A 24,849-nucleotide genomic window follows, 5' to 3' on the forward strand; every position below is an offset into this window, starting at 1 on the left:
GGAACCGTGGATTCGAATCCGCGCTTCTGCACAGCATCACCTCCCAATCGCAATTTCCAAAGCGCACCGGGCTTTCCCGGTTCATTCAGATCGATCCGCAGTTCCACAGGCGGCCGCAATCCGCCCGCCCTCGCTTTTTGCGCCGCGCAGCCCCGGCAATCCACGATCGGCCCGACCAGTCACGGCCCACGCCCATCGCACCGATACCCTGAACCACTGCTCCGTCTACACATATGAATCATCTTTTGTTAACAGAACATGTTAATGACGTTATCATTCAAATCACGATTCCTTTTTGCGCGCGGCCATCGGTAAAACCGCTTTGGGCCGAGGAGCCGAACCTTGCCGCTACCCGGCACGCGGGGCAATCCCATCGCGGCCGTTCCGTAAAACGCCGCGCCATTCATGCTGCTCGGTACCGAGCCGCCAAGCCACTGCCATTCGATGCCCGTGCATTACTTCCGAAGCCTGACGGGAAAGCAACGTAACGCCCACGCCAACCGTCAGTTGGGATTCTCGCTTGCCTTCATCGCGGGCGCGATCAACGCCGGCGGATTCTTGGCTGTCAAGCAATACACGTCTCATATGAGCGGCATCGTGTCGGCGATCGCGGATCAGCTCGCACTGGGCGACGTGCCGCTCGCGCTTGCCGGCATCGGCTCGCTGTCGTCGTTCATTTTCGGTGCCGGCTGCTCCGCCGTCCTGATCAATTGGGGACGCCGCCGCGATCTGCACAGCCAATATGTGCTTCCGCTGCTCGTCGAGGCGGTGCTGCTGCTGTTGTTCGGACTGCTAGGCAGTCATCTCGCGCTGCGCGAAGCGTTCTTCGTCCCCGTCACGGTGGTTCTGCTCTGCTTCATCATGGGACTGCAAAACGCAATGATCACGAAGTTGTCCGGCGCAGAGATCCGTACCACGCATATGACGGGGATCGTGACCGACATCGGCATCGAGTTGGGCAAGCTTTTTTACTGGAACTCGTCGACGGCCGCCGCAGGAGCCAAAGCCGTGATCGCCAACCGCACGAAACTGAAAATTCACGCGACCATGCTCGCCTCATTCTTCACGGGCTGCGTGACAGGCGCACTCGGCTTCAAGCATGTCGGCTATGTGTCGACCGTGCCGCTCGCGGCGATATTGGTCGCGCTCGCGATCGTGCCGATCATCGACGATATGCTGGCTTTTCTTTATCGACGGAACCGTTAGCGGCCGAGCGCGGCTCGTCGTCAAACGAGCCGATTGCAAGGCATTACCGCCCGACGCGGCTAGCCAACGAAAGACGCGGAGCGGCTCCGCACTATCCGCACGAAGCGTCCGAAGGCCATCGGAAACCTTATCGCACCAAGCTGTCGCGCGTTTGGGCGGCGCTCCGAAGCGAATGCATTACAATCGGATTCACATATCTGCCTGAACCATGCCGAGATGGAAACGAAAACCGCACGATTGACCGTTCTGATCGACCCTGCCAAAAAGAAAGCATTCGAAACGCTGTGTGCGGAACAGGATCTCACTCCATCGCAAGTCGTGCGCCAGCTCATTCGCGAGTATCTGGCGCAACATGGCGTGACGTATAAAACGAAAAGCGCGCTCGGCGGCCGAGCTCGCCGACGGACCGAATAACCGCACGCGCGCGCCGTACCGAATATTCTCCGTTGCGCGGTTACACTCCGCACTCATCGGACGCATCGCTGTCTGCCAATGATTCGTCATCCTTCGGATATCGGGGTGTCGAATTTCTACGATTCGCTCCGACTCGCTACCTCGCTCCTACCGAATGCTGACCTCTAACCGGCGGCGGGCACGGCTTCCTGCGCACGCAGCAGCATGAACGCACCGCTCGCTGTCGAAGCCAGATGACATGCGCGGCGCACGTGCCCATGCGTAAGCGGCAGCCCGAATCGATCTCGTGCGTCATTTCGCGGTTGATAATCTTTTTACAGTAGCGGGCTTATTTTTTACCGCGTTTCGATATTTTTGAAACCATACTGTTCCGTCTATCGATGCAGGTTTAAGCCAATTCGAAAGCGGATATGCATGCGCATGCATGCTTTATCGTTTGTCGCACGCGCCTGCCTCACCGACGACGATGCCCGACTATCTGCCGATCCATTATCCGCTCCAAAGTGTGCCGTAACGCGCATCGTCTGATCGCACGACGGTCGGCGGGCTCCAGCGTCCCGCAAGCGTTGCAGTCACTCATCCAGCCCGGTTTCCCTCTTCGGCGCTCACCGGTTGCCGGAGCGTTTCATCCGTTGTTTTCCATTCATCATGACAGAGCTTTCGATCATCAAGACATCGCTTTTCGCTGCCGCGATATCCGGCACGCTTGTCGCTTCCGCGCACGCTCAGAGCAGCGTCACGTTATACGGTCTCATCGATACCGGTATTGTTTATACCAACAATCAGAACGGCCACAGCAGCTGGCGAATGGGCACCAGCTCGACGCAGAACACCGTCTTCGGGCTCAAGGGAGCCGAGGATCTGGGTGGCGGTTTGCACGCGGAGTTCAAGCTCGAGCAAGGCTTCAATCTGAACAACGGCAGCCAGGCGTTCTCCGGTGACGCATTCGGCTCGCAGGCATGGGCCGGACTGCAAAGCGAGCCATACGGCACGGTGATGTTCGGCCGCCAGTTCGATGTGCTCAATGATTTGCTCGGACCGCTATCGGCCGGCAGCAATACCTGGGGCGGTAATCTGGCCGCGCATCCGTTCGAGAACGACAACCTCGCCGCGAATTCCGTCACGGCCAACAATACGGTCAAGTACGTGAGCCCCACGCGCTATGGCGTCACGGCCGAAGGCATGTATTCGTTCAGCAACCAGGCGGGCGGCTTTGCGAGCAACCGTGCATACGGGATCAGCGCCGCGTTCGCGCAAGGGCCCGTCAATGTCGCAGCAGGCTATTTGCAGTTCAACAACGCGGGCGGCGGCCCGGCGGGCGGCAATCCGAACGGCGCGCTCGCGCAGAGCGACAGCAGCGCGAACTTCATCGCAAAACGACAGCGCATCTGGGGCGCCGGCGGCAGCTACGCGCTGGGCCCGGCCACCGTCGGGCTGGTGTGGAGCCACACGCAGATCGACGACATGACCAGCGTGATGTCGCTCGGCAGCGGCAGCTACATGCCGCTTCATGGCACGCTGCGCATCGACAACTATGAAGTCAACGCGAAATACGCGATCACGCCGGCATGGGTCGTATCGGCCGCTTACACATTGACCGACGGCGCTTATTCGAACGGGGTGACGAACGCGTCTCCCAAATGGAACACGGTGATGCTGCAAACCGCTTATTCGCTGAGCAAACGCACCGGTGTCTACGTCGAAGGCGTGTATCAGCACGTGCATGGCGCGCCTTCCGGCTCCGCGCTTGCCAATGCGATGATCAATACGCTGTCGCCGTCCTCGACCGGTACGCAAGTGGCCGTCACGGCCGGCCTGCGGCACGCGTTCTGAGCGCGCGGCAACGCCTGCTCCCCTCAGCGGCGGCACTCAACGGATGCCGCCGCAAGATCCGGCACGGCGCGGTACAACCCGGGCGATGCGCCATGCTCCGCGGCAACGCGCGGCGCGGCGCCGTCGCATCGGCACACGCCGCTCCATTCCGCCCGTTACGCGGCAACCGGCCCGCGACTCGGCAGGGCCTCGGGCTTCGGCATCGCGCCGCGCCAGTCCTCGCCGCCCTCGAGCGCGGGCGTCGAGTCGAACAGCTCCGCGATCCAGTCGGCAAACACGCGGACTTTCGCCGACAAATGACGGTTGTTCGGATAAACGATCGAGATCGGCTTGGGCTTCGGATTGAAGTCCGGCAGCACTTCCCGCAGGGTTCCGTCGAGCAGATGCGGCAGCACCATGAAGAGCGTCGGCTGAATCATTCCAAAGCCCTCGATACCGCATGTCACATAGGCATCCGAATCGTTGACGAGAACCACGCCGTCCATCCTGACCTCGACCGTCTTGCCGTCGATCAAAAACATCCACGGCAACGGCCGGCCGCCATGGTTCGCGCGGAAATTCACCGCGTGATGTTCGGCCAGATCCTCGATCGCGCGCGGCTCGCCGTGGCGCCGCAGATAATCGGGTGACGCGCAGGTCACGCGCCTGAGCATGCCGATCCGGCGCGCGACCATCGACGAATCCTCGAGCGGGCCAACCCGGATCATGCAATCGACGCCCTCCTCGATCGGATCCACCAATCGGTCCGACAACCCCAGATCGAGCGTGATGTCCGGGTAGCGCTGACGGAACATCGACAGCGCGGGTATCACGAGCCGGCGCCCGAGCGAGCCCGGCATATGAACCCGCAACGCGCCGCTTGGCTTGCGGTTGCCCGCCTGAAAGCTCGCGTCCGTCTCCGCGATCTCGGCCATGATCTTGATACAGTGCTCGTAGTAAGCGGCGCCGTCCGGCGTGAGCGCGAGCCGGCGAGTCGTCCGGTTCATCAGTCGCACGCCGAGCAGTGCCTCGAGATTCTGGATGATCGTCGTCACCGTCGCGCGCGGCATGCCGAGCGTGTCGGCCGCCCGCGTGAAGCTATTCGCGTCGACTACGCGCGTGAAAACTTCCATTGCCTGGATGCGGTCCATGCTATCCCCTTCGAATCGCCAACAGAACAGAATAGAACTCCGGCGATATCCGATACAAGTCGTTTTCTTATTATTCGTGTTCACCGAATAGTGATGCACGCCGGCGCCGCGCGCGCTTGCCGCGCCCGCGAACGTCCGCGTCGATTGTTGGAAACGCCTGCTCCCCGGGCGATTCTTGCAAAAGGGGCGCGCGGTAGCAGCAAAACCGGTCCGCGCATCCGGCCGCCCCTGCGATGCGCGCTTTTGCGCGCCGCCGCCGCGTCAACGCACGAACCGCAGTGTATGCTCGGCCGCTCCCGGCAGAAAAGGCTGGGGTACGCCCTTCACCCATGCATCGTGGCCCGCCAGAAAGAATGGGCTGAACGGATGGCCGCTCTGCCCGCCCGGCATGTTGAAAATACCGGCCTCCTCGTGCCCGGGCGACACGACCATGCGCTCCGACTGTCCAAAATCCGGCCCGGCCACGCGCGGCATATGGATATCGCCCGGCACCTGATCGGCCGGTGCGGACAGCCAGCGCCCGAAAAATGGCACGCTTCGCGCGAACGGATGGGCGATGCTCAGCGTATTGCGCGCCCCCCAGGTCGCGCCGGCGAGCGGCGCGCCGTCCACGGTCAGGGCCGCGATCGTCTTGTCGATTGCGCTCAATTGCACGTCGCGCCAGTTCGATGTGCCGCCCGGCAACCACGCGGCCGGCCGCTCGTCGAGCAGCCGCGCGACGAGCACCGGCCAGCGCGGATTCGCCAGCGCGTAATCCGCGCCGGCGTCCAATTGCTTCAGGCGCGCGTCGAGGCCGCCGAACAGCATGTCGTACAGGCGAAACAGGAAGCCGCGCGCGAGCGTGTAGCCGACCGAATCGACACTCGCCCGGCCCGTCCAGCCGTGTTCAAGCAACCGTTTGAATTCGGCGCGCGCCGGATGGTCGGCGAGCGCAGCGTCGTCGAGCACGCGCAGTGCGCGCTCGCGCCACGGCGACATGAAGCGCGCGCGATCGTCGAGGTCGACCTGATAGGCGGCACGCTCGTCGGTACGGCCAAGCGCCGTCAGCGCATCGCGCAATTGGCCGGCGCGCGCGCCGAGATCCGCGCCGCCGTCGCCGATCAACCGGTACGCGTCGCCCGCCAATTGCCGGCTGTTCGCCGTCCACAGCTGACCGGCCGCCGGATCGACGATGCGCGGATACGCATCGGGCGGCAACGGCACGCGCCACGACGGCGCACCGTCGTCCGCGCTCGCACGGCGATCGGGCAACGCGCCCGCGATCGTCCAGCCGATGTGGCCCGCGCTGTCGCCGATCACGATGTTCTGCGCGGGAATGCCGGCCGCATGGGCGATGTGGATCGCCTCGTCGACATCATGTGCGTCGGACATGCGCGCCAGCGCCAGATTCACCGCGCCGGGCGTCTGCGCAATCCAATGGACTGCGTAGTATTGGCCGCCGATCTCGCGTACCGGCCCGACGGACGTTTGCAGCACAGTCATCTGGACCGGCGCGGCGTCGCGCACCCGGATCGTTTCGGTATAGGCGTGTGCGGCTTCCCACGCGCCACCGAGCCGGAAGGTGTGCGCATCGCTCTCGTGCGGCTCGAGCGGCACCAGTTCGAGACCGTTCACGTAGCCGTTGGTGAATCCCCACGCAACCTGGCCGTTGCTGCCGACCACGACAGCCGGCACGCCCGGCAGCGTGACGCCGGCAACGCGCCGCACCACGCCTGCGTCGCTCCGATACGCAAATGCGGTGCGATACCAGATGTTCGGCAGCCGCAGCCCCAGATGCATGTCGTCGCCGACGATCGCCGCGCCGGTCGCGCTGCGAGGGCCGGCCAGCACCCAATTGTTGCTGCCGACCGACGATTGATCGTCGATCGAGACGAGACGTGCGCCGGCGTTGCCGGGGGGTTGCGGCGGTGCGGCACGCAACCATGCGGGCGCGGCATCGGGCACCGGCGCGGCCGGCCCGGCGATCGCGGGCGCATCGAGCGGCGCATCAAAACGGCTCGATTCAGGCAGCAAGAACGCAAGCTGACGCGGCTCGGCATGTTCCTGCAACCAGCGCCGCGCCACCGCACGCGACGCGAGCCTGCCTTGCAGATCGAAATACATCGCCCAGATCGCGAGCAGCGAATCCTCCGGCCGCCACAATCTCGGCGGCATCCGCAACAGCCCGTATTCGAACGGGCGCACATGCAGCGCGGACAAACCGTCGTTGACGCCTCGCGTGTAGCGCTGCAGCAACTGCGCATCGTCGGCCGGCAGTTGCGACAATGCGTTCGCGGCAAACTCCCGCAGCCGGAACAACCGATGCTCGCGATCGACGCCGAGCGCCTGCGGCCCAAACAGCTCCGACAGTTCGCCCGCGCCGATCCGGCGCAGCAAATCCATCTGGAAGAACCGGTCCTGCGCATGCAGATAGCCGATCGCGTAGGCTGCATCGAAGCGGTCGCGCGCGGTGATCGTCGGCACGCCGAACGCATCGCGCCCGGCCGTCACCGGCGCGCCGAGCATCGGCACGCGCACGTCGCCGTCGAGCTGCGGCAGGCTCGCGCGCAGCCACGCGGCCATGCCCGCGACCGCGGTCAGCAGGATCGCCAATATCAGGCCCGACAGGATCTTGAGCCAGCGCAGCTTACGGTTTTTGTTGGGCGTCATGAATGCGCGAGTCCATCGGTTTGGCGTGATCGCGTAGCGCGTCGGGCGCGCGGCCGCGCAGCGCATCTTCATTGGCGGCGCGCGTTGCGTCAAGGTCGGCGCAGTCGAATTTGCGCGCCGGCGTTTATCCTCGGCGCGCGACGGGCACAACCGGCGCCGCCGGCGCCCACAGCGGTGCAAGCATCGCGAAAGCGAAATCGTTTCCAAAACGTGTTGCTTTCCGGGCCAATCCGTAAGGAATACTGCACGAATCGGTACTAAACTACTCGGAACGGGTGTCGCCTGCGCCGGCGCCCTCGGGGAGATGCCGCCATGAACCGGCCGCTGATTCGGATCACGCCGCGCCCATCCGGGACGCTGCCATCCTGGAAGAGTGTCAAATGGTCGCTGGTGGCGATCGTGCTGATCGCATTCGCCGCCGCCGCGCGGCTCGTGCAAATCGAAATCGAAACATCGTGGCTGCAGGCGCGGTTTCTGTCGGCGCTCACGCGCGGCATCGGCTACGAACCCGGTGACGGCGTCAACCACCGGATCCGCTTTCCCGAGCGCGGGCCGTATGATCTTCGCCTCGGCTACGCGCTGCTGCCGTCGTTCGAGCAACGCCTGTTGTCTCGAGGCTTTGCCGTCGCGTCGCAGGCACGTGCGTCGGAGCGCATGCTGGCGCTCGCCGACGACGGCCTGTTTTTGCCCTACGGCGAAAAAGATCAGGCTGGCCTGTCGATCGTCGACACCGCGAACGCACCGCTCTTCGACGCCGTCTATCCGCATCACGTCTATCGCGACTTCGCCGCGATCCCGCCGGTCATCGTCCAGTCGTTGCTTTTCATCGAGGACCGCTACCTGCTCGATCCCGATCAGCCCAGCCGCAATCCCGCGATCGACTGGGGCCGCTTCAGCCGCGCGCTCGCGGACCAAGCCACGCGCGTCGTGAATCGGCATCATGCGGCGGCAGGCGGCAGCACGCTCGCGACACAGATCGAGAAATTCCGGCACTCGCCCGACGGGCGCACGGCGACGCCACCGGAGAAACTTCGGCAGATCGCGTCGGCGTCGGTACGCGCGTATTTGAACGGCGCGCAGACGATGCCCGCGCGCCGGGCGATCGTGGTCCATTACCTGAACGCCGTGCCGCTCGCCGCACGGCCCCATATCGGCGAAGTGACGGGCTTGGGCGATGGCCTTGCCGCGTGGTACGGCCGCGACTTCGACGAGGTCAACCGCCTGCTCGCCGCGCCGTTCACGCCCGACAACGCCGGCGCGCAAGGCGTCGCGTTCAGGCAGACGCTGTCGCTGATGATCGCGCAGCGCGCGCCGTCATACTTCCTGAATCGCGGCTATCCGGCGTTGCAGCGGCTCACCGACAGCTATCTGCGCTTACTCGCGAGCAATGACGTGATTGCACCGCCGCTGCGCGATGCCGCGCTGGCCGCGCGCATCGAGCGCAGCGCCGCGCCTGCGCAGCCCCCCGCGCCATCGTTCGTCACGCGCAAGGCAGTGACGTCGGCGCGCGCGTATCTGCTCGGCGCGCTTGGCGTCGACAACGTCTACCAGCTCGACCGCCTCGATCTGCGCGCGACCGACACGCTCGACAACGCCGCGCAGCAAGCGGTCGCGGCGGCGCTGGCGCGCGCGTCGACGCGCGACGGTGCGCGCGCTGCGGGCCTGTATGGCTTCGAGATGCTGCGCCCAGGCGATGATCCGTCGAAGATTCTGTATAGCTTCACGCTGTACGAACGCCACGGCGGCGCGAACCTGCTGCGCGTGCAGACCGACAGTGTCGACCAGCCGTTCGACATCAACCAAGGCGCGCGGCTGAACCTCGGTTCGACCGCGAAACTGCGCACGCTCGTCACGTATTTGCAGATCGTCGCCGAGCTGCATACGCGCTATGCGGCGATGAGCGACACGGAACTCGCGCAGATCAAGCCCGATCCGTCCGACGCGCTCACGCGCTGGGCGCTCGACTATCTGATGCACGCACCGGATCGCTCGTTGCAGCCGATGCTCGATGCCGCAGTCGAGCGCAAATATTCGGCCAACCCCGGCGAAACCTTCTATACCGGCGGCGGCGCGCAAAGCTTCACGAATTTCGCGAAATGGGAAAACCACAGCGTGCTGAGCGTGCGCGCCGCATTCCGGAATTCGGTCAATCTCGTGTTCGTGCGGCTGATGCGCGACATCGTGCGTTACGAAACGATCCGCGCGAACGGCCCGCCGTCACAATGGCTCGACGATCCGGCAGAGCGCCGCCGCTATCTGCTGCGCTTCGTCGACGACGAAAGCCGCGTGTACGTGAAGCGCTTTTATACGAAGTACGCGGGCCGATCCGGCGACGGCGCGCTCGCTGCGATGCTCGACAACGTGCGCAAATCGCCGCCGCGCGTCGCGACGGTGCTGCGCAGCGTCGCGCCCGACGCGCCGCGCGAATGGTTCGATGCGCAGATGCGCGCGGCGCTGCGGCACACACCCGCCGCCCAAACGCTGTCGGACGACGCGCTCGCGAAGCTCTATGCGAAGTACGCGGCCGATCGCTTCAATCTCAACGACCGCGGCTACATTTCCGGGGTTCATCCGCTCGCGCTGTGGACGCTCGCGTATCTGCGCGCGCATCCGGACGCCACGCTCGACGACGTGCAGAACGCGAGCCGCGACGCGCGGCTGAGCGCATACACATGGCTCTTCAAAACGCGCTATCACGCGACGCAGGACCGGCGTATCCGCCGCATCGTCGAGATGCGCGCATACGATGCGATCGGCGCGTCGTGGCGCGCGCTCGGTTATCCGTTCGAGCATCTGACGCCTTCGTATGCGGCGGCGATCGGCGCGTCGGGCGACCAGCCGGCCGCACTCGCGAAGCTGGTCGGCATCATCGCGAACGGCGGGATGAAGGTGCCGGACGAACGGATCACATCGCTCGACTTCGCGCGCGGCACGCCTTACGAAACCCGCTTCGTGCATACGGCAGGCACGCCGCAGCCGCTGCTGTCGCCGGAAATCGCGAACGAAGCGCGCGCGCTGCTGCGCGAAGTCGTTCAGCAGGGCACCGGCCGGCGTCTCGCGCAGGGGCTGACGTTCGCCGACGGCAGGACGCTCGACGTATACGGCAAGACCGGCACGGGCGATCAGCGTTACAACGTGTATGCGCGCGGCGCGCGCTTGATCGAATCGCGCAAGGTCAACCGCAGCGCGACGTTCGCGTTCGCACTCGGCGAGCGCTTCTTCGGTGTGCTGACCGCCTATGTGCACGAGCCCTATGCTGCCCGCTACGATTTCACGAGCGCAATGGCGGTGCAGTTGCTGAAGTCACTCGCGCCGGCGCTGCAGCCGCTCGTCGCTCAGCCCGCGCAGCCGCCCGCGCGGCAAACGAATGCGCTACTGCCCGCCGCACTGCCCGCGGATCATCCGGCGCCGCGAGCGCCTGCTCCATACGTCATTCGCTGATCACGCACGCTTGCTGCGCGCGTGCGAATCCGTCGAGTCCAGACGGGCGAGCAGTGCGCGCGCCTGCTCGACGACATCGCTTGCCAACGGCCGGAACGTAAAGCGCTCGGCCTGCGGCAACCGGACGAAATGCGCGCGGCTGCTGCGCGCATAGGCGGGATCGTAATGCACGTCGACGAGTTCCTCGAACAGCTCGCTACGCCGATCCTCGTCAAGCAGCGCATGCCATTTGCCGATCCGCGCGTGCCCATGCAGCGGCACGAGCTTTTCGAGCTGAATCTTGAAGAACGTGGTGAGATCGAACAGATGCCCATAGTCCTGCAACAGCAACTCGACGCGCTCGTCCCGCGCGGTTTCGACGTTGACGCAATCCGCGCGATGCATGCCGTTGAGCAGCGAAAGCGGCAGTGCGATCGCGCCGATGCGCCGGCTTTCCGCCTCGACGAAGACCGGCCGCCCGCGATCGAAACCGCGCAGCGTGCGTACCAGAGCCGTGTCGAACGCTTTCTGCGACGGTTGCTCGCCACTGGGCAACGCGCCGAGCAGCGAGCCGCGGTGTGCGGCAAGCGCCTCGAGATCGAGCGTCTGCGCGCCGGCGGCCGCGAGCGCGTGCAGCAGGCGCGTCTTGCCGCTGCCGGTATGTCCCGTCAGCACGACGTAGCGAAATCCGTCGGGCAGCGTGTCGAGCGCCTCGATGACCGAACGGCGGTACGTCTTGTAGCCGCCGTCGAGCTGGCACGCACGCCAGCCGATCATGTTGAGCCAGACGGTCATCGCGCCGGAACGCTTGCCGCCGCGCCAACAGTAGACGAGCGGGCGCCAGTTGCGCGGACGATCGGCGAACGTCGTATCGAGATGCGCGGCGATATTGCGCCCGACCATCGCCGCGCCCACGCGCGTCGCCTCGAACGGCGACACCTGCTTGTACATCGTACCGACGATCACCCGTTCCTCGTTGCTGAGGACGGGCGCGTTCAGCGCGCCGGGAATATGGTCTTCCGCATATTCGAGCGGCGTGCGGACATCGATGATCTCGTCGAATTCATCGATCCGGTCGAGGGAAACGGGTTGGGGGTTCAACGTATCGGGTACGGCGGGGCCGCATCGCAGGCGCAAAGGGGCCGCTATTATCGCACGTGCGCCCGCTGCGCCGGCCGGGGTGGCTGCCGAATGCGCCAGCCGGTGCAAACCGTGCGCCGACGCATGCCGTCGCGCTCCTTTACTTGCGGCGCGCCTTGCTGAGCACGATCGTCTCGAACAGCTCGTACTCGGCCGTAGGCTTCTGGTCGGCGCCCGGCGCATGGTAGTACTTCACCGTGATCGACGTGTCGCCGCCGCGCTCGCCCGGATCGTAGTCGAACACCGCGATCCCGTAGCCCGTGCCGGTATCGTGCCGCGCGGACCAGATCGCGTCCTCGAGCGCATCCGCGCCATGCCGCACGAACGTATTCGGCGCCGCGCCCGGCACCGGACGGTTCGGCTTCGTGAACACGCGCGCCTGCGGCAGCCCGGTGGCCGGGTTCTCGCCGTAAGTATCGGCCGGCGCGCTCGTGCCGCCGCCGCCGAGAATCAAATGGATCGTGCCGTGCGTCGTGTCGTACTTGCCGTCCACCGGCTCCGACGTGATCACGGGCCGCGGCTGCAATGTATCGACCACCTCGCCCGTCACGGCATCGACGCCCGTGCGATGCCGGCAGCCGCGCACCGGAAAGCTGCGCTCGTAGTCGTGGTCATGGCCGCACAGCACGAGATCGACGCCATAGCGATCGAACAGCGGCAGCCACGCTTCGCGGATGCCCTTGTCGGAGCCGTTGCCGCTCTTGGACGAACTCAACGCGTCCTGATGCATCTGCACGACGATCCAGTCGATGTCGCGATCGCACGATGCGCGGCGCAGTGTCTGTTCGAGCCAGCGCGTTTGCTCGCCGTGACTGTAGCCGCGCAAATAGAACGACGTGCCGGGCTCGATCGCCGGATTGCCGGTGCTCGCCGCGGGCACGAGCGGATTCGGGCCCGCGACGAACGCGCCCGCATCCTGATAGACGACGTCGTCCGCATCGAGCGACACGAACAACACCGCGCCGACGCGAAAGCTGTACCAGCGCCCCGGAAAACGCGTGCCGTTCTCCGGCAGCGTGTAGCGCGCGAGATACGAATCGAAGCCTTGCGGGCCATTGTGAAACTCGACTTCGTGATTGCCGGGGCATGGCATCCACGGACGATTCGCGGCCGATGTCTGGTTGTTGTTGCCGAAATCGCGCCACACGGCCGGCTGATGCTGCGGGTTCAGGTTCGCATAGCAAAGATCGCCGTTCAGCAAATGGAAGAGCGGCTCGAAGCGCTCGACCGCCTGCACCGCGAAACGGCTTTGCGGCGACGACAGCACCCAGCCGGTGTTCGGCGTCGCGAGATCGCCGTAGCTCGTCCAGCGAAACGGCGCGCGGCCGTGCGGCGCCGTCCGGAAGCGCGCGGCGAACGGCTGCGCGGCATTGCTGTCGTTGTCGGCCGTGACCTCGTAACGGTAGACGGCGCCGGGCTTCAGGCCGTGCAGCCGCGCATGGTAAGTGAACACCACCTCGCCGTTCAGGCCGTCTGTATAGGTGCGCTGCACGCCATGCGCCGTGCGCCACGCGCTGTCCGGACCCATGAAGCGCACGCGCGGATTCACCGCGGCCGCAAGCGTCGCCCACGACACGATCACCTCCGACGCGTCGCCATTGCCCCAGGTCAGATGGATCTGCTCGGGGGTGCCGTCCGGCGCGGCGGCCGTCGCCCGCGCGGCCGCGAAGCCGCTCGCCGCGCTCGCGAAGCCGGACGCGCCGGCGAATTTCAGGAAGCCGCGGCGCGACACGCACGCGTGCGGATCGGCGGGCGGCTTGCCCTGTGTTTCGGGCGTTTCGGATGTTTCGGGCGCTTCGCTGGCGGTCTTGTTCGGCATGGCTGTCGTTCTGCTTTCGGCGGTCGAGGGGCGAAAGGCAGCTTTCGCTGCGCGGAGAAATCGTTGCAATACAGGACGCGACGATAGACCGGAAAGTGTGACGACGCGATGTCATCGCGTAGGCGCGTAGGCGTATGGTGCGACTGCGACTGCGACTGCGACTGCGACTGCGACTGCGACTGCGACTGCGACTGCGACTGCGACTGCGACTGCGACTGCGACTGCGAGCAGCACGGTAAGCACGCGTATCACGCAATGCAAGCTCCATTCGGCTAAGCGTCCGGCATCCGGCGCCCGCCCGGACATCACGATGCCGGCTGCACGCGCGCCCTGCGCACCTCATAACGCCCGCGCCCCGCCGCCTCGCCGCGCCCCCGCAATCAGCGCGTCGAGCGCCCCGCCCTGCCCGTCGCGGCGGCCGCCGCGCGCGACGGCTTGCGCTTGGCCTGCTTCGCTTCGCGCTCCCGGCTCCATTGCTCGAGCAGCGCGCGCGTCTGAGCATTGATCGTCGCTTTCAGCAGCGCCACGCGCGCATCGTCGAACTCGTTCCATTGAAGCAACGTGAGCATCGAACGCCGCGCGGTATGAAAAATCACGAATTGGCCAAACAGGCTCGACATCCGAATCAGCGTGACGGGATCGTCCGGCGTGCTGCCCGTGATGCGCGCGATGAGCGCCGCGCCCACGTCGTTGAGCGGCCGGCGCACGCGCCGCGTGATGATCTCGGTCGCGCTGTCCGGCTCGTAGCCGGCCTGTTCGCGCGCAAAGAACATCCGCTGGCTCTGTTTATTCGCCTTCTCGAACATCCGCCCGGCGACGACTTCCAGGATCTGCACGAATGCCTCGATCAGCTCGGGCACCGGCGCGTTCGCGTCGAGCACCCGCCGCGCGTGCTCGACGGCAGGCCCGAACTCGTTCCACGCCTGATCGGCGATCGCCTCGATACACGCGCGGTACACGCCTTCCTTGTTCTCGAAGTAATACTGCAACGCGGGCGCATTGACGCCCGCGCGCGCCGCGATGTCGCGCGTGGACGCGCCGGCGAAACCATGTTCGCCGAACAGCTCGACGGCCGCCTCGATGATGCGCTGCTTCGTCTCTTCTCCGCGCGCGTAGCCGGCGGCCGACGCACGGCGAAGCTTCTTCGCCTCTTTCATAACCTTCTCGTGAATCGTCTTTGCGCATTCTACTTGACTTATTTTTATCAAGCGGAATAATTCTTCCACTTGGAATAAATTGAACGGAATCGGACAGTCAAGATGTCGACAGCAGCAGGCAATCCGCCGAAAGGAAATCGCCAGGAAGACGCGGCGGCGCCCGCGCGCCGGCCGTCGAAACGCACGATCGGGATCGTGCTGGGCGTGATCGCTGCGATCGCGGGCGCGATATGGCTCGCGCGCTGGTGGAGCGTCGGCCGCTTCATCGAAAGCACCAACGACGCGTACCTGCAAGCGGACAGCGTCGTGATCGCGCCCAAGGTGTCGGGCTACGTGACCGACGTCTATGTGCGCGACAACCAGCCAGTGCATGCGGGAGACCCGCTCGTGCGCCTCGACGTGCGCCAGTACCGGGTGTCGCTCGACCAGGCGCTCGCGACCGTCGACGCGCGCCGCGCCGACATCGCGCGCGCCGAAGCCGAGATCCGGCAACAGCAGGCGAACATCGCGCAGGCGGATGCGCAACGGCGGCTCGCGCAGGTCAGCGCGCGCCACGCGAGCGACGAGGTCGCGCGTTATGCGCCCCTCGTGTCGACGGGCGCCGAAACCGCCGAGCGTCTCGCCGATTTGAAGAGCACACGCGACCAGGCGCAGGCGACGCTCGCCGCGAATACCGCGGCGCTCGCCGCCGCGCGCTCGCAAATCGCATCGACGGGCGCGCAGCTCGCGCAGGCGCGCGCGCAGTTGGAGGCCGCCGAGGCAAACGCCGCACAGGCGCGCCTCGATCTGGACAACACGGTCGTCAAGAGCGCGTTCGCGGGGCGCGTCGGCGACCGCACGGTGCGCGTCGGCCAATACGTGCAGCCCGGCACGCGTCTGCTAACCGTCGTGCCGGTGCAGGACACCTACCTGGTCGCGAACTTCAAGGAAACGCAAATTGGCCGGATGCGCGCGGGCCAGCCGGTCACGCTGAGCATCGATGCGCTGCCCGGGCGCAAGCTGCACGGCGTCGTCGACAGCTTCGCGCCCGGCACCGGCTCCCAGTTCGCGCTGCTGCCGCCCGAGAACGCGACCGGCAATTTCACGAAGATCGTCCAGCGCGTGCCCGTGCGCATCCGCGTCGATGCCGATCGCGATGCGCGCGACGTGCTCGTGCCGGGTCTGTCCGTCACCGTCGACGTCGACACGCGCTCGAACCCGGGCGACGACACGGCGAAACGTCATGGCTGATGCGAACGCCGCGGCCATGCCGCCGCACCCCGAGCGCGCGAGCGCGGCCGATTGGATCGCGGTTGCCGCGGGCGCGCTCGGCGCGCTGATGGCAACGCTCGACATCTCGATCACGAACTCGGCGCTGCCGCAGATCCAGGGCGAGATCGGCGCGACCGGCACCGAAGGCACGTGGATCTCCACCGGCTACCTGATGTCGGAAATCGTGATGATTCCGCTTGCCGCGTGGCTGACGCGCGTGTTCGGGCTGCGCAATTTCCTGCTCGCGAACGCGGCGCTCTTCGTCGCGTTCTCGATGATGTGCGGCTGGTCGGGCACGCTCGCGATGATGATCGCCGGGCGCATCGGCCAGGGCTTCACGGGCGGCGCGCTGATCCCGACCGCGCAAACCATCATCCGCACGCGGCTGCCGGTCTCGCAATTGCCGGTGGGCATGACGCTGTTCGGCCTCATCGTGCTGCTCGGCCCGCTGTTCGGGCCGGTGCTCGGCGGCTGGCTCGCGGAAAACGTGAGCTGGAGCTGGTGCTTCTTCATCAATCTGCCGGTCTGCATCTTGCTGATGACGCTGCTGCTCGTCGGGCTGCCATCGGATCGGCCGCAGTGGCACGCGTTCGTCAACGCCGACTGGCTCGGCATCGCCGGGCTCGCGATCGGCCTGAGCACGCTGACCGTCGTGCTCGAGGAAGGTCAGCGCGAGCGCTGGTTCGAATCGCAGATGATCGTCACGCTCAGTTGCATCTCCGCGTTCGGCATGCTGCTGATCGCGCTGTCGCAGCTCACCGCGAAGCGGCCGATCATGCGGCTCTCGCTGATGCGCAATCCGCGCTACGCGAGCGTGATCGTCATCGTGTCGGCGGTCGGCGCGGCGCTCTACGGCGTGTCGTACCTGCTGCCGCAGTTCCTGAGCATCGTCGCCGGCTACAACGCGCAGCAATCCGGCGCGATCATGCTGCTGTCTGGGTTACCCGCGTTCCTCGTGATGCCGATCCTGCCGCGCCTGCTCGGCAAGGTCGATTTCCGCGTGCTCGTGATCGGCGGGCTGCTGCTGTTCTTCGCAAGCTGCATGCTCGACATCGACCTCACCGCGCAAAGCGTCGGCCACGACTTCGTCTGGTCGCAGCTCATCCGCGGCGTCGCGCAGATGCTCGCGATGATGCCGCTCAACCAGGCGTCGATGGCAGCCGTCGCGCGCGAGGATTCGGGCGACGCGGCGGGCCTCTACAACATGGCGCGCAATCTCGGCGGCTCGATCGGGCTCGCGATCATCGGCACCGTGATCGATCGGCGCACGACGTTTCACGCCGCGAGAATCCGCGAATCGCTGAGCGCGAACTCGGCGCTCGGCCAGGAGCGGCTTGCCGCGAACGCGGCCGGCTGGTTCGCTCAGACAGGCGATCTCGCCTACGCGAAGATGCGTGCGCTCGGCCAGCTCGCGCTGCAGATCCAGCAGCAGGCGGTCGTGATGACCTACTCGGAAACCTTCTATCTGCTCGGGCTGGCGCTGCTCGCATGCGTGCCGCTCGCGCTCCTGCTCAGGACGCCCGCGAGGCAGCAGAACGCGCCGTCCGCAGGCCACTGACGAATCGATTCACCATGATTGCTCCTCGCTTTTCCCGCACCGGGTGCGCCGCGCTTGCCGCACTCGCCGCGTGCGCGCTTGCCGGCTGCACGGTCGGCCCCGATTACCGCGGCGCGCCGAGCGCGCCCGACGGCGTGCAGCACGCGCGGACGTTCGTGCGCGCACCGGCGGCAGGCGTCGCAAGCGTCGCGCCCGAGCCGAGCCGATGGTGGCTCGCGCTCGGCGATACATATCTGAACGACCTGATCGACGCGGCACTCGCGCACAACCCGGATCTGCACGCCGCGCAAGCGCGGCTGCGCGAGGCGCGCGCGCAACTCACCCGACAACGCGCCGCGGCGCTGCCCAAGGCATCCGCCGATGCCGCCGCGTTGCGCATGCGCGCGCCCGATGCCGGCGTGATCGGCTTGCCCGCGGGCGCGGCGCAAAACGCGACGATGCCGGCCGCGATGGCCGGCACCGGCCCGCTGCAGCTCTACACGGCAGGCTTCGATGCGACCTGGGAAATCGATCTGTTCGGCGGCACGCGGCGGGCGATCGAGGCCGCGTCGGCCCAGGCGGACGCGGTCGAGGCCGATCTCGCCGATACGCAGGTGTCGCTTGCCGCCGAGGTCGCGCAAGCGTATATCGATCTGCGCGACGAGCAGCAGCGCCTCGCGCTGTCGCAACGCACGGCCGAAATCCAGCAAAAGATGCTCGATCTCACGCTGCAGCGCCGCGCGCGCGGCGTGGCCGCTGACGCCGACGTCGAGCGGCTCACGACCCAAGTGGAAAACACCCGCGCGACGCTGATTCCGCTCGACGCGCAAGTAAGCGAATCGCTCGACCGGCTCGCGGTGCTGACAGGCCGCGCGCCCGGCGCGCTCGACGCTGCGTTGTCCAAGCCCGCGCCGCTGCCCGGGTTGCCGGCGTCGGTGCCGATCGGCGAGCCGGCCGCGCTGCTCGCGCGCCGCCCCGATATCCGCGCGGCCGAGCGCCGGCTCGCGTCGAGCAACGCGCAAATCGGCGAGCGCATCGCCGACTACTTTCCGAAGCTCACGCTGATGGGCAATCTCGGCTTTTCCGCGAGCGCGCCCGGCCATCTGTTTCGCCAGCAAAACTTCAGTTGGATGGGCGTGCCGTATCTGCAATGGAACGTGCTGGACTTCGGCCGCACCCAAGGCGCGGTGCGCGCGGCCGAGGCGTCGCGCGACGAGGCCGACGCACGTTATCAAAAGACCGTGCTCGCCGCGCTGCAGGACGCGAACGCCGCGCTGTCGCGTTACGGCCATCAACGCGAGCACGTCGTGACGCTGCGCAAGGTCGAAACGTCGGCGAGCCATTCGGCGGCGCTGATGCGTCAGCGCTATGCGGCGGGCGTATCCACGCTGATCGATCTGCTCGACACGCAGCGCGAGGAATTCAGCGCGCAGCAAAACGTGATCGCAGGCCACGCGGAATTGCTGAAAGACTACGTATCGCTGCAAAAAAGCCTCGGGCTTGGCTGGCAGCCGGCTGTGAGTCCAACGGTGAGTGCGGCTGCGAGCCCGGTTGCGAGTGCGGCCGCGAACTCGGCTGCGAGTCCGGTTGTAAGTCAGACGGTGGGTTCGGTTACGAGCCCGAATTGAAACCCTGACGGCGATGACGGCCTCGGCTTGCGCGCCCGCCCGCGTTGCGCGAATGCAGCCGAAGCGAAGGTCCGCTCGCGCTGCGCTCGATCCATCGCGGACAGCCGATTTCCGCGCACGGGCGACTGAGCGCAGCGCACCGCCACAAAAGAAGCGATGCATAACCGGGCGCCAAGCCGCCCGGCGAGTCGCACCGGAAAACCGGCGGCCGCACGCCGCGTCACTGCGACCGGCCGTCGTAATGCTGGACGGCAATCGCGTCGAGATCGATACCTTCGACGCATCGCAGATTGATCGCCGCCATCGGGTTGCCCTTCGGATCGACGCCTTCGCCAAACGGATGAATGCCGCACACCGCGCAGAAGTGGTGCTTGATCACATGCCGATTGAACGTATAGGTGCTCATGCGCTCCTGCGGCATGAGAAGCCGCAAGCTGTCACGCGGCACGAACCACATCAGCGCACCCTTGCGCGAACAGAGCGAGCAATTGCATGCGAGCGCTCCGCCGATTTCGCCTTCGACCTCGAACTTCACATTGCCGCAATGGCAACTGCCGGTATATAGCATGACCGCCTCCTTGACCAGGACTGAATCGGATAGGCGTCGAGCCGGCTCTGGGGCCGGTTGCCGAGCGCGCGATCACGGTAGCTCAGCCGATGGCGGCACGCAATTGGGGAGCTGCCGTAGCGGCGGGTCGGCGGGTCGGCGGGTCGGCGGGTCGGCGGGTCGGCGGGTCGGCGGGTCGGCGGGTCGGCAAGCATAAACCGCGAGCGGCGATCGCGGCCTGCCGTGACAGGGTCGGCCAAACAGCGCCAGCCCTTCTATCCTGGAAAATTGATCCACGGTCTCCCAGCCCATCGCACGGTATCTCGAGCCTGCCTTCGTGGACCGAATCCGCAAGCGCGCAATATGTCTTAACCGTTCGAAATTGGCCCTCTCCGTCGACCCGCGTCCGGCATGCCGGGTCAAATGCCCGGCACTCAGCACATTGCACGCCAAGCAAAATGAGGAAAGGGGCCCGGGGCCAGCGGCGCATGTAGATTTCTTCTCAATCCCGAAAGCCGCTGGCAAATCACGACAAGCCGTTACTTCACCCGCCTCAAGGTACTCGAATCGACGTGCGTAAACGGCTTGTTGTACACGTGCAACCCAGTCTGTTGCGAATACTTTAATTCGTCTCCCGTTATGTCGATATTAATCAAAAAATCATTCGTTTTATCATTTTTCGACATAAATTGCGATTCAGCCACGCCATGCGATTTAAGCGTCATTTTCTCGCCCGCCTTCCCCTCGGCCAAAACGCACACCGCCCGCGGAATACAAAACGCATCGTAGACCATCTGGTTTTTCTTATCGTAGATCAAATATCCACGCTGATCGTGAAACTTCTTGCGATCCGATCGCCGAAATACCTCTTGCTTGTAATACATCGCGACAAGATATTGCTCGCTCGCATTCGTGGCGTCAGCGGCCGGCTCAAACGTCAGCACTTCGTAGTATGGCGATACCGAGGGCATTCCCTTGCCCACTTTCGAGGTAGCTTGTCCAGGAGCAACATCGACGCCACCGGACTCTATGGTCTTCCAGGTTCCAACCAACTTCGCCAACGGCCCAAAATCCATTCCATCGATTACGGTATCTTTTGCGTGGGACGTCATCGATGCGAAAATCATTGAACAAATAATAAACTTTCTCAACATTTCCCCCTCCATTTCTCGCCATGGACGGATACAGCATATCATATGATATTATCAAGATAAGTATTTTCAGAGACAAACTAAAATAATACGATCGACGATTCTCATATACATTTAAATTGATTGAAATCCCCTTCGAATCCAATGATTGATTCGCGCCCTTCCGCAATCGTCCCCTCGCTGTTTCATCGGCCCCGCCGATTTCATCACGCGATATAAACATCATTGCGCCAATATTCCAAAGTACTGACGCATAAACCAAGAAAATCAAAGCGCCGGTGCCATTGCGCCAAACAGCAGGTTACCGGTCCGAACACATAAACGCGAAAAGCTGGATGAATGCTCCGCGCACATTGAGCCAGGCAATGACGCCGGCGCAGAAACGGCTGCATCCCGGTCAACCGAAATCGGCCCCAATCGCGCCGAACCGCAGCGCTGCGCCGACGCCCTCTTGAGCCCCGCCCGCATCCTGACCACTATTTGCACAACCGCGCGATCGATTCTGCTTATCCCGCCCGCGGATGTACGATGTTGCGCGCGAAATCGTCAGAACCAGGAGACATCCAGATGAAAATCACCCGCCTCGAAACCTTCGTCGTCCCGCCGCGCTGGCTGTTTCTGAAGATCGAAACCGACGCGGGCATCGCCGGCTGGGGCGAACCGATCGTCGAAGGCCGCGCGCATACCGTCGAGGCGGCCGTGCACGAGCTGGCCGACTATCTGATCGGCCAGGACCCGCTGCGCATCGAAGATCACTGGCAGGTGATGTACCGCGCCGGCTTCTATCGCGGCGGCCCGATCACGATGAGCGCGATCGCCGGCATCGACCAGGCGCTTTGGGACATCAAGGGCAAGCATCACGGCGCGCCCATCCATGCGTTGCTCGGCGGCCCCGTGCGCGATCGCATCAAGGTCTATTCGTGGATCGGCGGCGACCGCCCGAACGACGTCGCGAACAACGCGCGCGCCGTCGTCGAGCGCGGCTTCCAGGCGGTGAAGATGAACGGCTCCGAGGAGTTGCAGATCATCGACTCGTTCGACAAGGTCGAGCGCGTGATCGAAAACGTCGCCGCGGTACGTGACGCGGTGGGGCCATACGTCGGCATCGGCGTCGATTTTCACGGCCGCGTGCACAAGCCGATGGCCAAGGTGCTCGCGAAGGAACTGGACCCATACAAGCTGATGTTCATTGAGGAACCCGTGCTGTCGGAGAACGCGCAAGCGCTGCGCGACATCGCGAACCAGACCAGCACGCCGATCGCGCTCGGCGAGCGGCTCTACTCGCGCTGGGATTTCAAGCACATCCTTGAGGGCGGCTATGTCGACATCGTGCAGCCGGACGCGTCGCACGCAGGCGGGATCACCGAATGCCGGAAGATCGCGACGCTCGCGGAAAGCTACGACGTCGCGCTCGCGCTGCACTGCCCGCTCGGGCCGATCGCGCTCGCCGCGTGCCTGCAGCTCGACGCGGTCAGCTACAACGCATTCATTCAGGAGCAGAGCCTGGGCATCCACTACAACCAGGGCAGCGATCTGCTCGACTATCTGCGCAACCCGGACGTGTTCCGCTACGCGGACGGCTTCGTCGCGATTCCGCAAGGCCCAGGGCTCGGCATCGACGTCGACGAGGAAAAAGTCCGCGAGATGGCGAAGACCGGACATCGCTGGCGCAACCCGGTCTGGCGGCATGCGGACGGCAGCGTCGCGGAATGGTGAGCGCTAAGGCCGGCGTCGCGGCAGAACCCGTCACGCCGCTTCGCTGCGCCAGAATCGCTTGGCCCGTGCGTGCCGAACGCCCGCGTGGCGGTTCACCGGGCGCCGCAGGCCACGATCGCACCACCACATGCCGCGCCGTCACCCTGCCGCGATAGGCGCCGTCGACGACAGCACCGCCGCCGCGATAAACACGCCGATCATCGTCACCGCTTCGAGATGCAGCACATTGTTGAATGTATGGGCATCCTCGGTCGACGCGGTGCGGCGCAACCGCGGCAGCGCCGAAAAGCGGTTCAGCGCCGCGAGCACGGCGGCGAGCGCGACGAGCGCGAGCTTCAGCAACAAAACGCGCCCCCACGGGCTCGCGTCGATCGACGCGAACATACCGTCCGTCGCGCGCATCGCGTTGAGCAAGCCGGTGACGAGCACGAACGCGAACGCCCCCGCCGACGCGCCAGACAGCCGTTGCGCAATGCGGATCAGCGCGCCGCGCGCGACCGACGCGCGCATGGCCGGCAACACCGCCATGCCGCCCGCGATCACGAGGCCGCCCCACACCGCCGTCGCGGCAATATGCACGATTTGCACGCCGATCGCCGCCGAAAACACGCCTGAATCGGCAGCGTGTCCCAACGAAGCCTTGCCGGCCGCGACGATCAGCGCCGCGAGCCCGTACAGCGCGCCCGCGAGCGAGCCGCCCGGGCGCACGAACGCGGCGACCGCGAACAGCATCGCGCCGCCACACGCGACGCTCCACGCATAGCCGACGTGAGTCTGCGCGAGCACGGCAGGAATCGCGCCGAACGCGCCGACGAGGCCCGTGCCGCTCATCGACGCGGCCTGATAGACGAGCCAGCCCGCATCGGCAAGCACCAGCACCACGGCAGCGACGGCCAGCGACCGCAGCGCCTGCCGCCACGCGGGATGCGACGGCGCGGTGACCTTCGTCGCGCCGTCTTGAGCCAGCCACATACCAATCAGCGCGGACCCGACGGCAACTGCGAACGCAACGTCGCCGAGCGCGGCAAGCGCCGCCTGACCCAACCACAGACTGTCGAGCTTCATCGCACACCGCCCGCGCCGCTCGCGCGCGACGCCGCCTGCTCAAGGATCACGTCTGAAAAATGATGGAAATGAGGAATTTGCGCGGAAAATTCCGAAAAACAAGAAAAAGAAGACTTCATCGACTCGCATCAGAGAAAAAACCGGCGGCGCCCGGACCGGCTGTCCGAGCGTCGCCCCCGAGTGTACGGGCATTGCACGCGGCTGCGCAGCTTGCGGCCGTCCGGGCCGCCATTCGCGCGGCAAATTGTCGCAACCGGGCCACGGGATTGATTCACCGACTGTGCGTCAAATAGCCGCCATTAACCATCGATGATAGAATGCCGCGTCGCAGCAGCCCGGCTGCCTGCCATCATTTGCTTCTTGCCGTCATGCCGAGCCGATCGGAGCCCGGTCAGGTCCCCGACGAATAACAATGGAGTCCCGTGTGTCTTCTAGACGCCTTTTCCGTCCGCTGTTCGCCGTCTTGCTGACGGGCGCAGCGGGCCTGCTGAGCACTGCGCACGCGCAAACCAAGCCCACCGAGCCAGCCGCCGCGAAGGCGCCGTTGAAGGCGCCCGATACGATGGCCGAGCGCGTGCGCGGCTGTACGGCCTGCCACGGCACCCAGGGCCAGGGCACCGACAACGACTACTTCCCGCGTCTGGCGGGCAAGCCGGCTGAATACTTGTACAACCAGCTCGTGAACTTCCGCGACGGTCGCCGCAAGTATCCGCCGATGAATTACCTGCTCACGTATCTGAACGACGATTACCTGCGCGAGATCGCCCAGCACTTCTCGGAGCAACGCCCGCCGTATCCGGCGCCGGCAAAGCCCACCGTGCCCGCGGCCGTCGTCGAGCGCGGCAAGCAGCTCGCGCTGCGCGGCGATCCGTCGAAGAAGCTGCCCGCGTGCGTCGCATGCCACGGCACCGCGCTGACCGGCATGCAGCCCGCGATCCCGGGTCTCGTCGGCCTGCACAGCGATTATCTGAGCGCGCAAATCGGCGCATGGCGCTCGGGCACCCGCCATGCGAAGGCGCCCGATTGCATGCACGAGGTCGCGAGCAAGCTGTCCGACGAGGACGTGACCGCCGTGACCGCGTGGCTCGCCGCGCAGCCGGCGCCCGCCAACCCCGTGCCGGCCCCGGCCCGTTCGATGAAGACTCCGCTCGCCTGCGGCAGCGAACCGCAATAAGGCAAGGGAGAC

17 protein-coding genes are annotated in these 24,849 nt (G+C 65.5%); 9 read left to right on the forward strand and 8 right to left on the reverse strand.

Going from position 1 to position 24,849, the window contains the following annotated elements; all coding sequences use genetic code 11:
• The first annotated feature begins 444 nt into the window (after positions 1-444).
• From AQ611_RS14895 to AQ611_RS14905, 3 genes are all read left to right on the forward strand, one after another.
• Positions 445-1,206: a YoaK family protein gene (locus tag AQ611_RS14895; protein ID WP_069235330.1), complete on the forward strand. Its 762-nt coding sequence runs from the start codon at positions 445-447 to the stop codon at positions 1,204-1,206.
• A 216-nt stretch (positions 1,207-1,422) separates the two neighbouring features.
• The gene (locus AQ611_RS14900) at positions 1,423-1,620 is read left to right on the forward strand and encodes a ribbon-helix-helix protein, CopG family (protein WP_059520576.1); all 198 of its coding nucleotides are present in this window, start codon (positions 1,423-1,425) and stop codon (positions 1,618-1,620) included.
• Between the two features lie 666 nt (positions 1,621-2,286).
• The gene (locus AQ611_RS14905; protein ID WP_069235331.1) at positions 2,287-3,453 is read left to right on the forward strand and encodes a porin; all 1,167 of its coding nucleotides are present in this window, start codon (positions 2,287-2,289) and stop codon (positions 3,451-3,453) included.
• Positions 3,454-3,608: 155 nt separating this feature from the next.
• Here AQ611_RS14905 and AQ611_RS14910 read toward each other — a convergent pair whose 3' ends face one another.
• A complete protein-coding gene (locus tag AQ611_RS14910; protein ID WP_059520577.1) occupies positions 3,609-4,583 on the reverse strand; it encodes a LysR family transcriptional regulator in 975 nt (324 codons plus the stop codon).
• A 261-nt stretch (positions 4,584-4,844) separates the two neighbouring features.
• The gene (locus tag AQ611_RS14915; protein WP_069235332.1) at positions 4,845-7,232 is read right to left on the reverse strand and encodes a penicillin acylase family protein; all 2,388 of its coding nucleotides are present in this window, start codon (positions 7,230-7,232) and stop codon (positions 4,845-4,847) included.
• 312 nt (positions 7,233-7,544) lie between these two features.
• Between AQ611_RS14915 and AQ611_RS14920 the strand changes: the two genes are divergently transcribed.
• Positions 7,545-10,673, forward strand: a complete 3,129-nt coding sequence (locus tag AQ611_RS14920) for a transglycosylase domain-containing protein (protein ID WP_083237334.1) — start codon at positions 7,545-7,547, stop codon at positions 10,671-10,673.
• On the opposite strand, the gene mnmH is transcribed toward AQ611_RS14920, so the two are convergent.
• The 3 genes from mnmH to AQ611_RS14935 form a co-directional block, all read right to left on the reverse strand.
• Positions 10,674-11,753, reverse strand: coding sequence for a tRNA 2-selenouridine(34) synthase MnmH (mnmH, locus tag AQ611_RS14925; protein WP_069234947.1), 1,080 nt, complete (start codon positions 11,751-11,753; stop codon positions 10,674-10,676).
• Between the two features lie 139 nt (positions 11,754-11,892).
• Entirely contained in the window at positions 11,893-13,611 is a 1,719-nt protein-coding gene (locus AQ611_RS14930) for a purple acid phosphatase family protein (protein ID WP_083237335.1), read from the reverse strand.
• A 380-nt stretch (positions 13,612-13,991) separates the two neighbouring features.
• Complete coding sequence (locus tag AQ611_RS14935; RefSeq protein WP_069234948.1) at positions 13,992-14,768, reverse strand: CerR family C-terminal domain-containing protein; 777 nt, start codon at positions 14,766-14,768, stop codon at positions 13,992-13,994.
• A gap of 102 nt (positions 14,769-14,870) precedes the next feature.
• Here AQ611_RS14935 and AQ611_RS14940 point away from each other — a divergent pair, with 102 nt between their 5' ends.
• The 3 genes from AQ611_RS14940 to AQ611_RS14950 are packed head-to-tail and all read left to right on the forward strand — an operon-like array spanning position 14,871 to position 19,184.
• Positions 14,871-15,998 (forward strand): HlyD family secretion protein, encoded by a 1,128-nt coding sequence (locus AQ611_RS14940; RefSeq protein WP_069234949.1) that lies wholly within the window; start codon positions 14,871-14,873, stop codon positions 15,996-15,998.
• Positions 15,991-17,577, forward strand: a complete 1,587-nt coding sequence (locus AQ611_RS14945; RefSeq protein WP_069234950.1) for an MDR family MFS transporter — start codon at positions 15,991-15,993, stop codon at positions 17,575-17,577. Before AQ611_RS14940 ends, AQ611_RS14945 begins: the two co-directional genes overlap by 8 nt.
• Positions 17,578-17,591: 14 nt before the next feature.
• Positions 17,592-19,184, forward strand: a complete 1,593-nt coding sequence (locus AQ611_RS14950; RefSeq protein ID WP_102720220.1) for an efflux transporter outer membrane subunit — start codon at positions 17,592-17,594, stop codon at positions 19,182-19,184.
• Positions 19,185-19,404: 220 nt separating this feature from the next.
• Here AQ611_RS14950 and AQ611_RS14955 read toward each other — a convergent pair whose 3' ends face one another.
• Positions 19,405-19,752, reverse strand: a complete 348-nt coding sequence (locus AQ611_RS14955) for a GFA family protein (RefSeq protein WP_069234951.1) — start codon at positions 19,750-19,752, stop codon at positions 19,405-19,407.
• Between the two features lie 518 nt (positions 19,753-20,270).
• Positions 20,271-20,885, reverse strand: coding sequence for a heme-binding beta-barrel domain-containing protein (locus AQ611_RS14960; protein WP_069235334.1), 615 nt, complete (start codon positions 20,883-20,885; stop codon positions 20,271-20,273).
• A 564-nt stretch (positions 20,886-21,449) separates the two neighbouring features.
• Between AQ611_RS14960 and dgoD the strand changes: the two genes are divergently transcribed.
• Entirely contained in the window at positions 21,450-22,598 is a 1,149-nt protein-coding gene (gene dgoD / locus AQ611_RS14965; RefSeq protein ID WP_069234952.1) for a galactonate dehydratase, read from the forward strand.
• Between the two features lie 138 nt (positions 22,599-22,736).
• Here dgoD and AQ611_RS14970 read toward each other — a convergent pair whose 3' ends face one another.
• Positions 22,737-23,663 (reverse strand): CopD family protein, encoded by a 927-nt coding sequence (locus AQ611_RS14970; protein ID WP_069234953.1) that lies wholly within the window; start codon positions 23,661-23,663, stop codon positions 22,737-22,739.
• 412 nt (positions 23,664-24,075) lie between these two features.
• On the opposite strand from AQ611_RS14970, the gene AQ611_RS14975 reads away from it, so the two are divergent.
• A complete protein-coding gene (locus AQ611_RS14975; RefSeq protein ID WP_059519626.1) occupies positions 24,076-24,837 on the forward strand; it encodes a c-type cytochrome in 762 nt (253 codons plus the stop codon).
• Positions 24,838-24,849 lie beyond the last annotated feature (12 nt).

The sequence above is a fragment of the Burkholderia singularis genome (genome assembly GCF_001718875.1).
Classification (GTDB): Bacteria; Pseudomonadota; Gammaproteobacteria; order Burkholderiales; family Burkholderiaceae; genus Burkholderia; species Burkholderia singularis.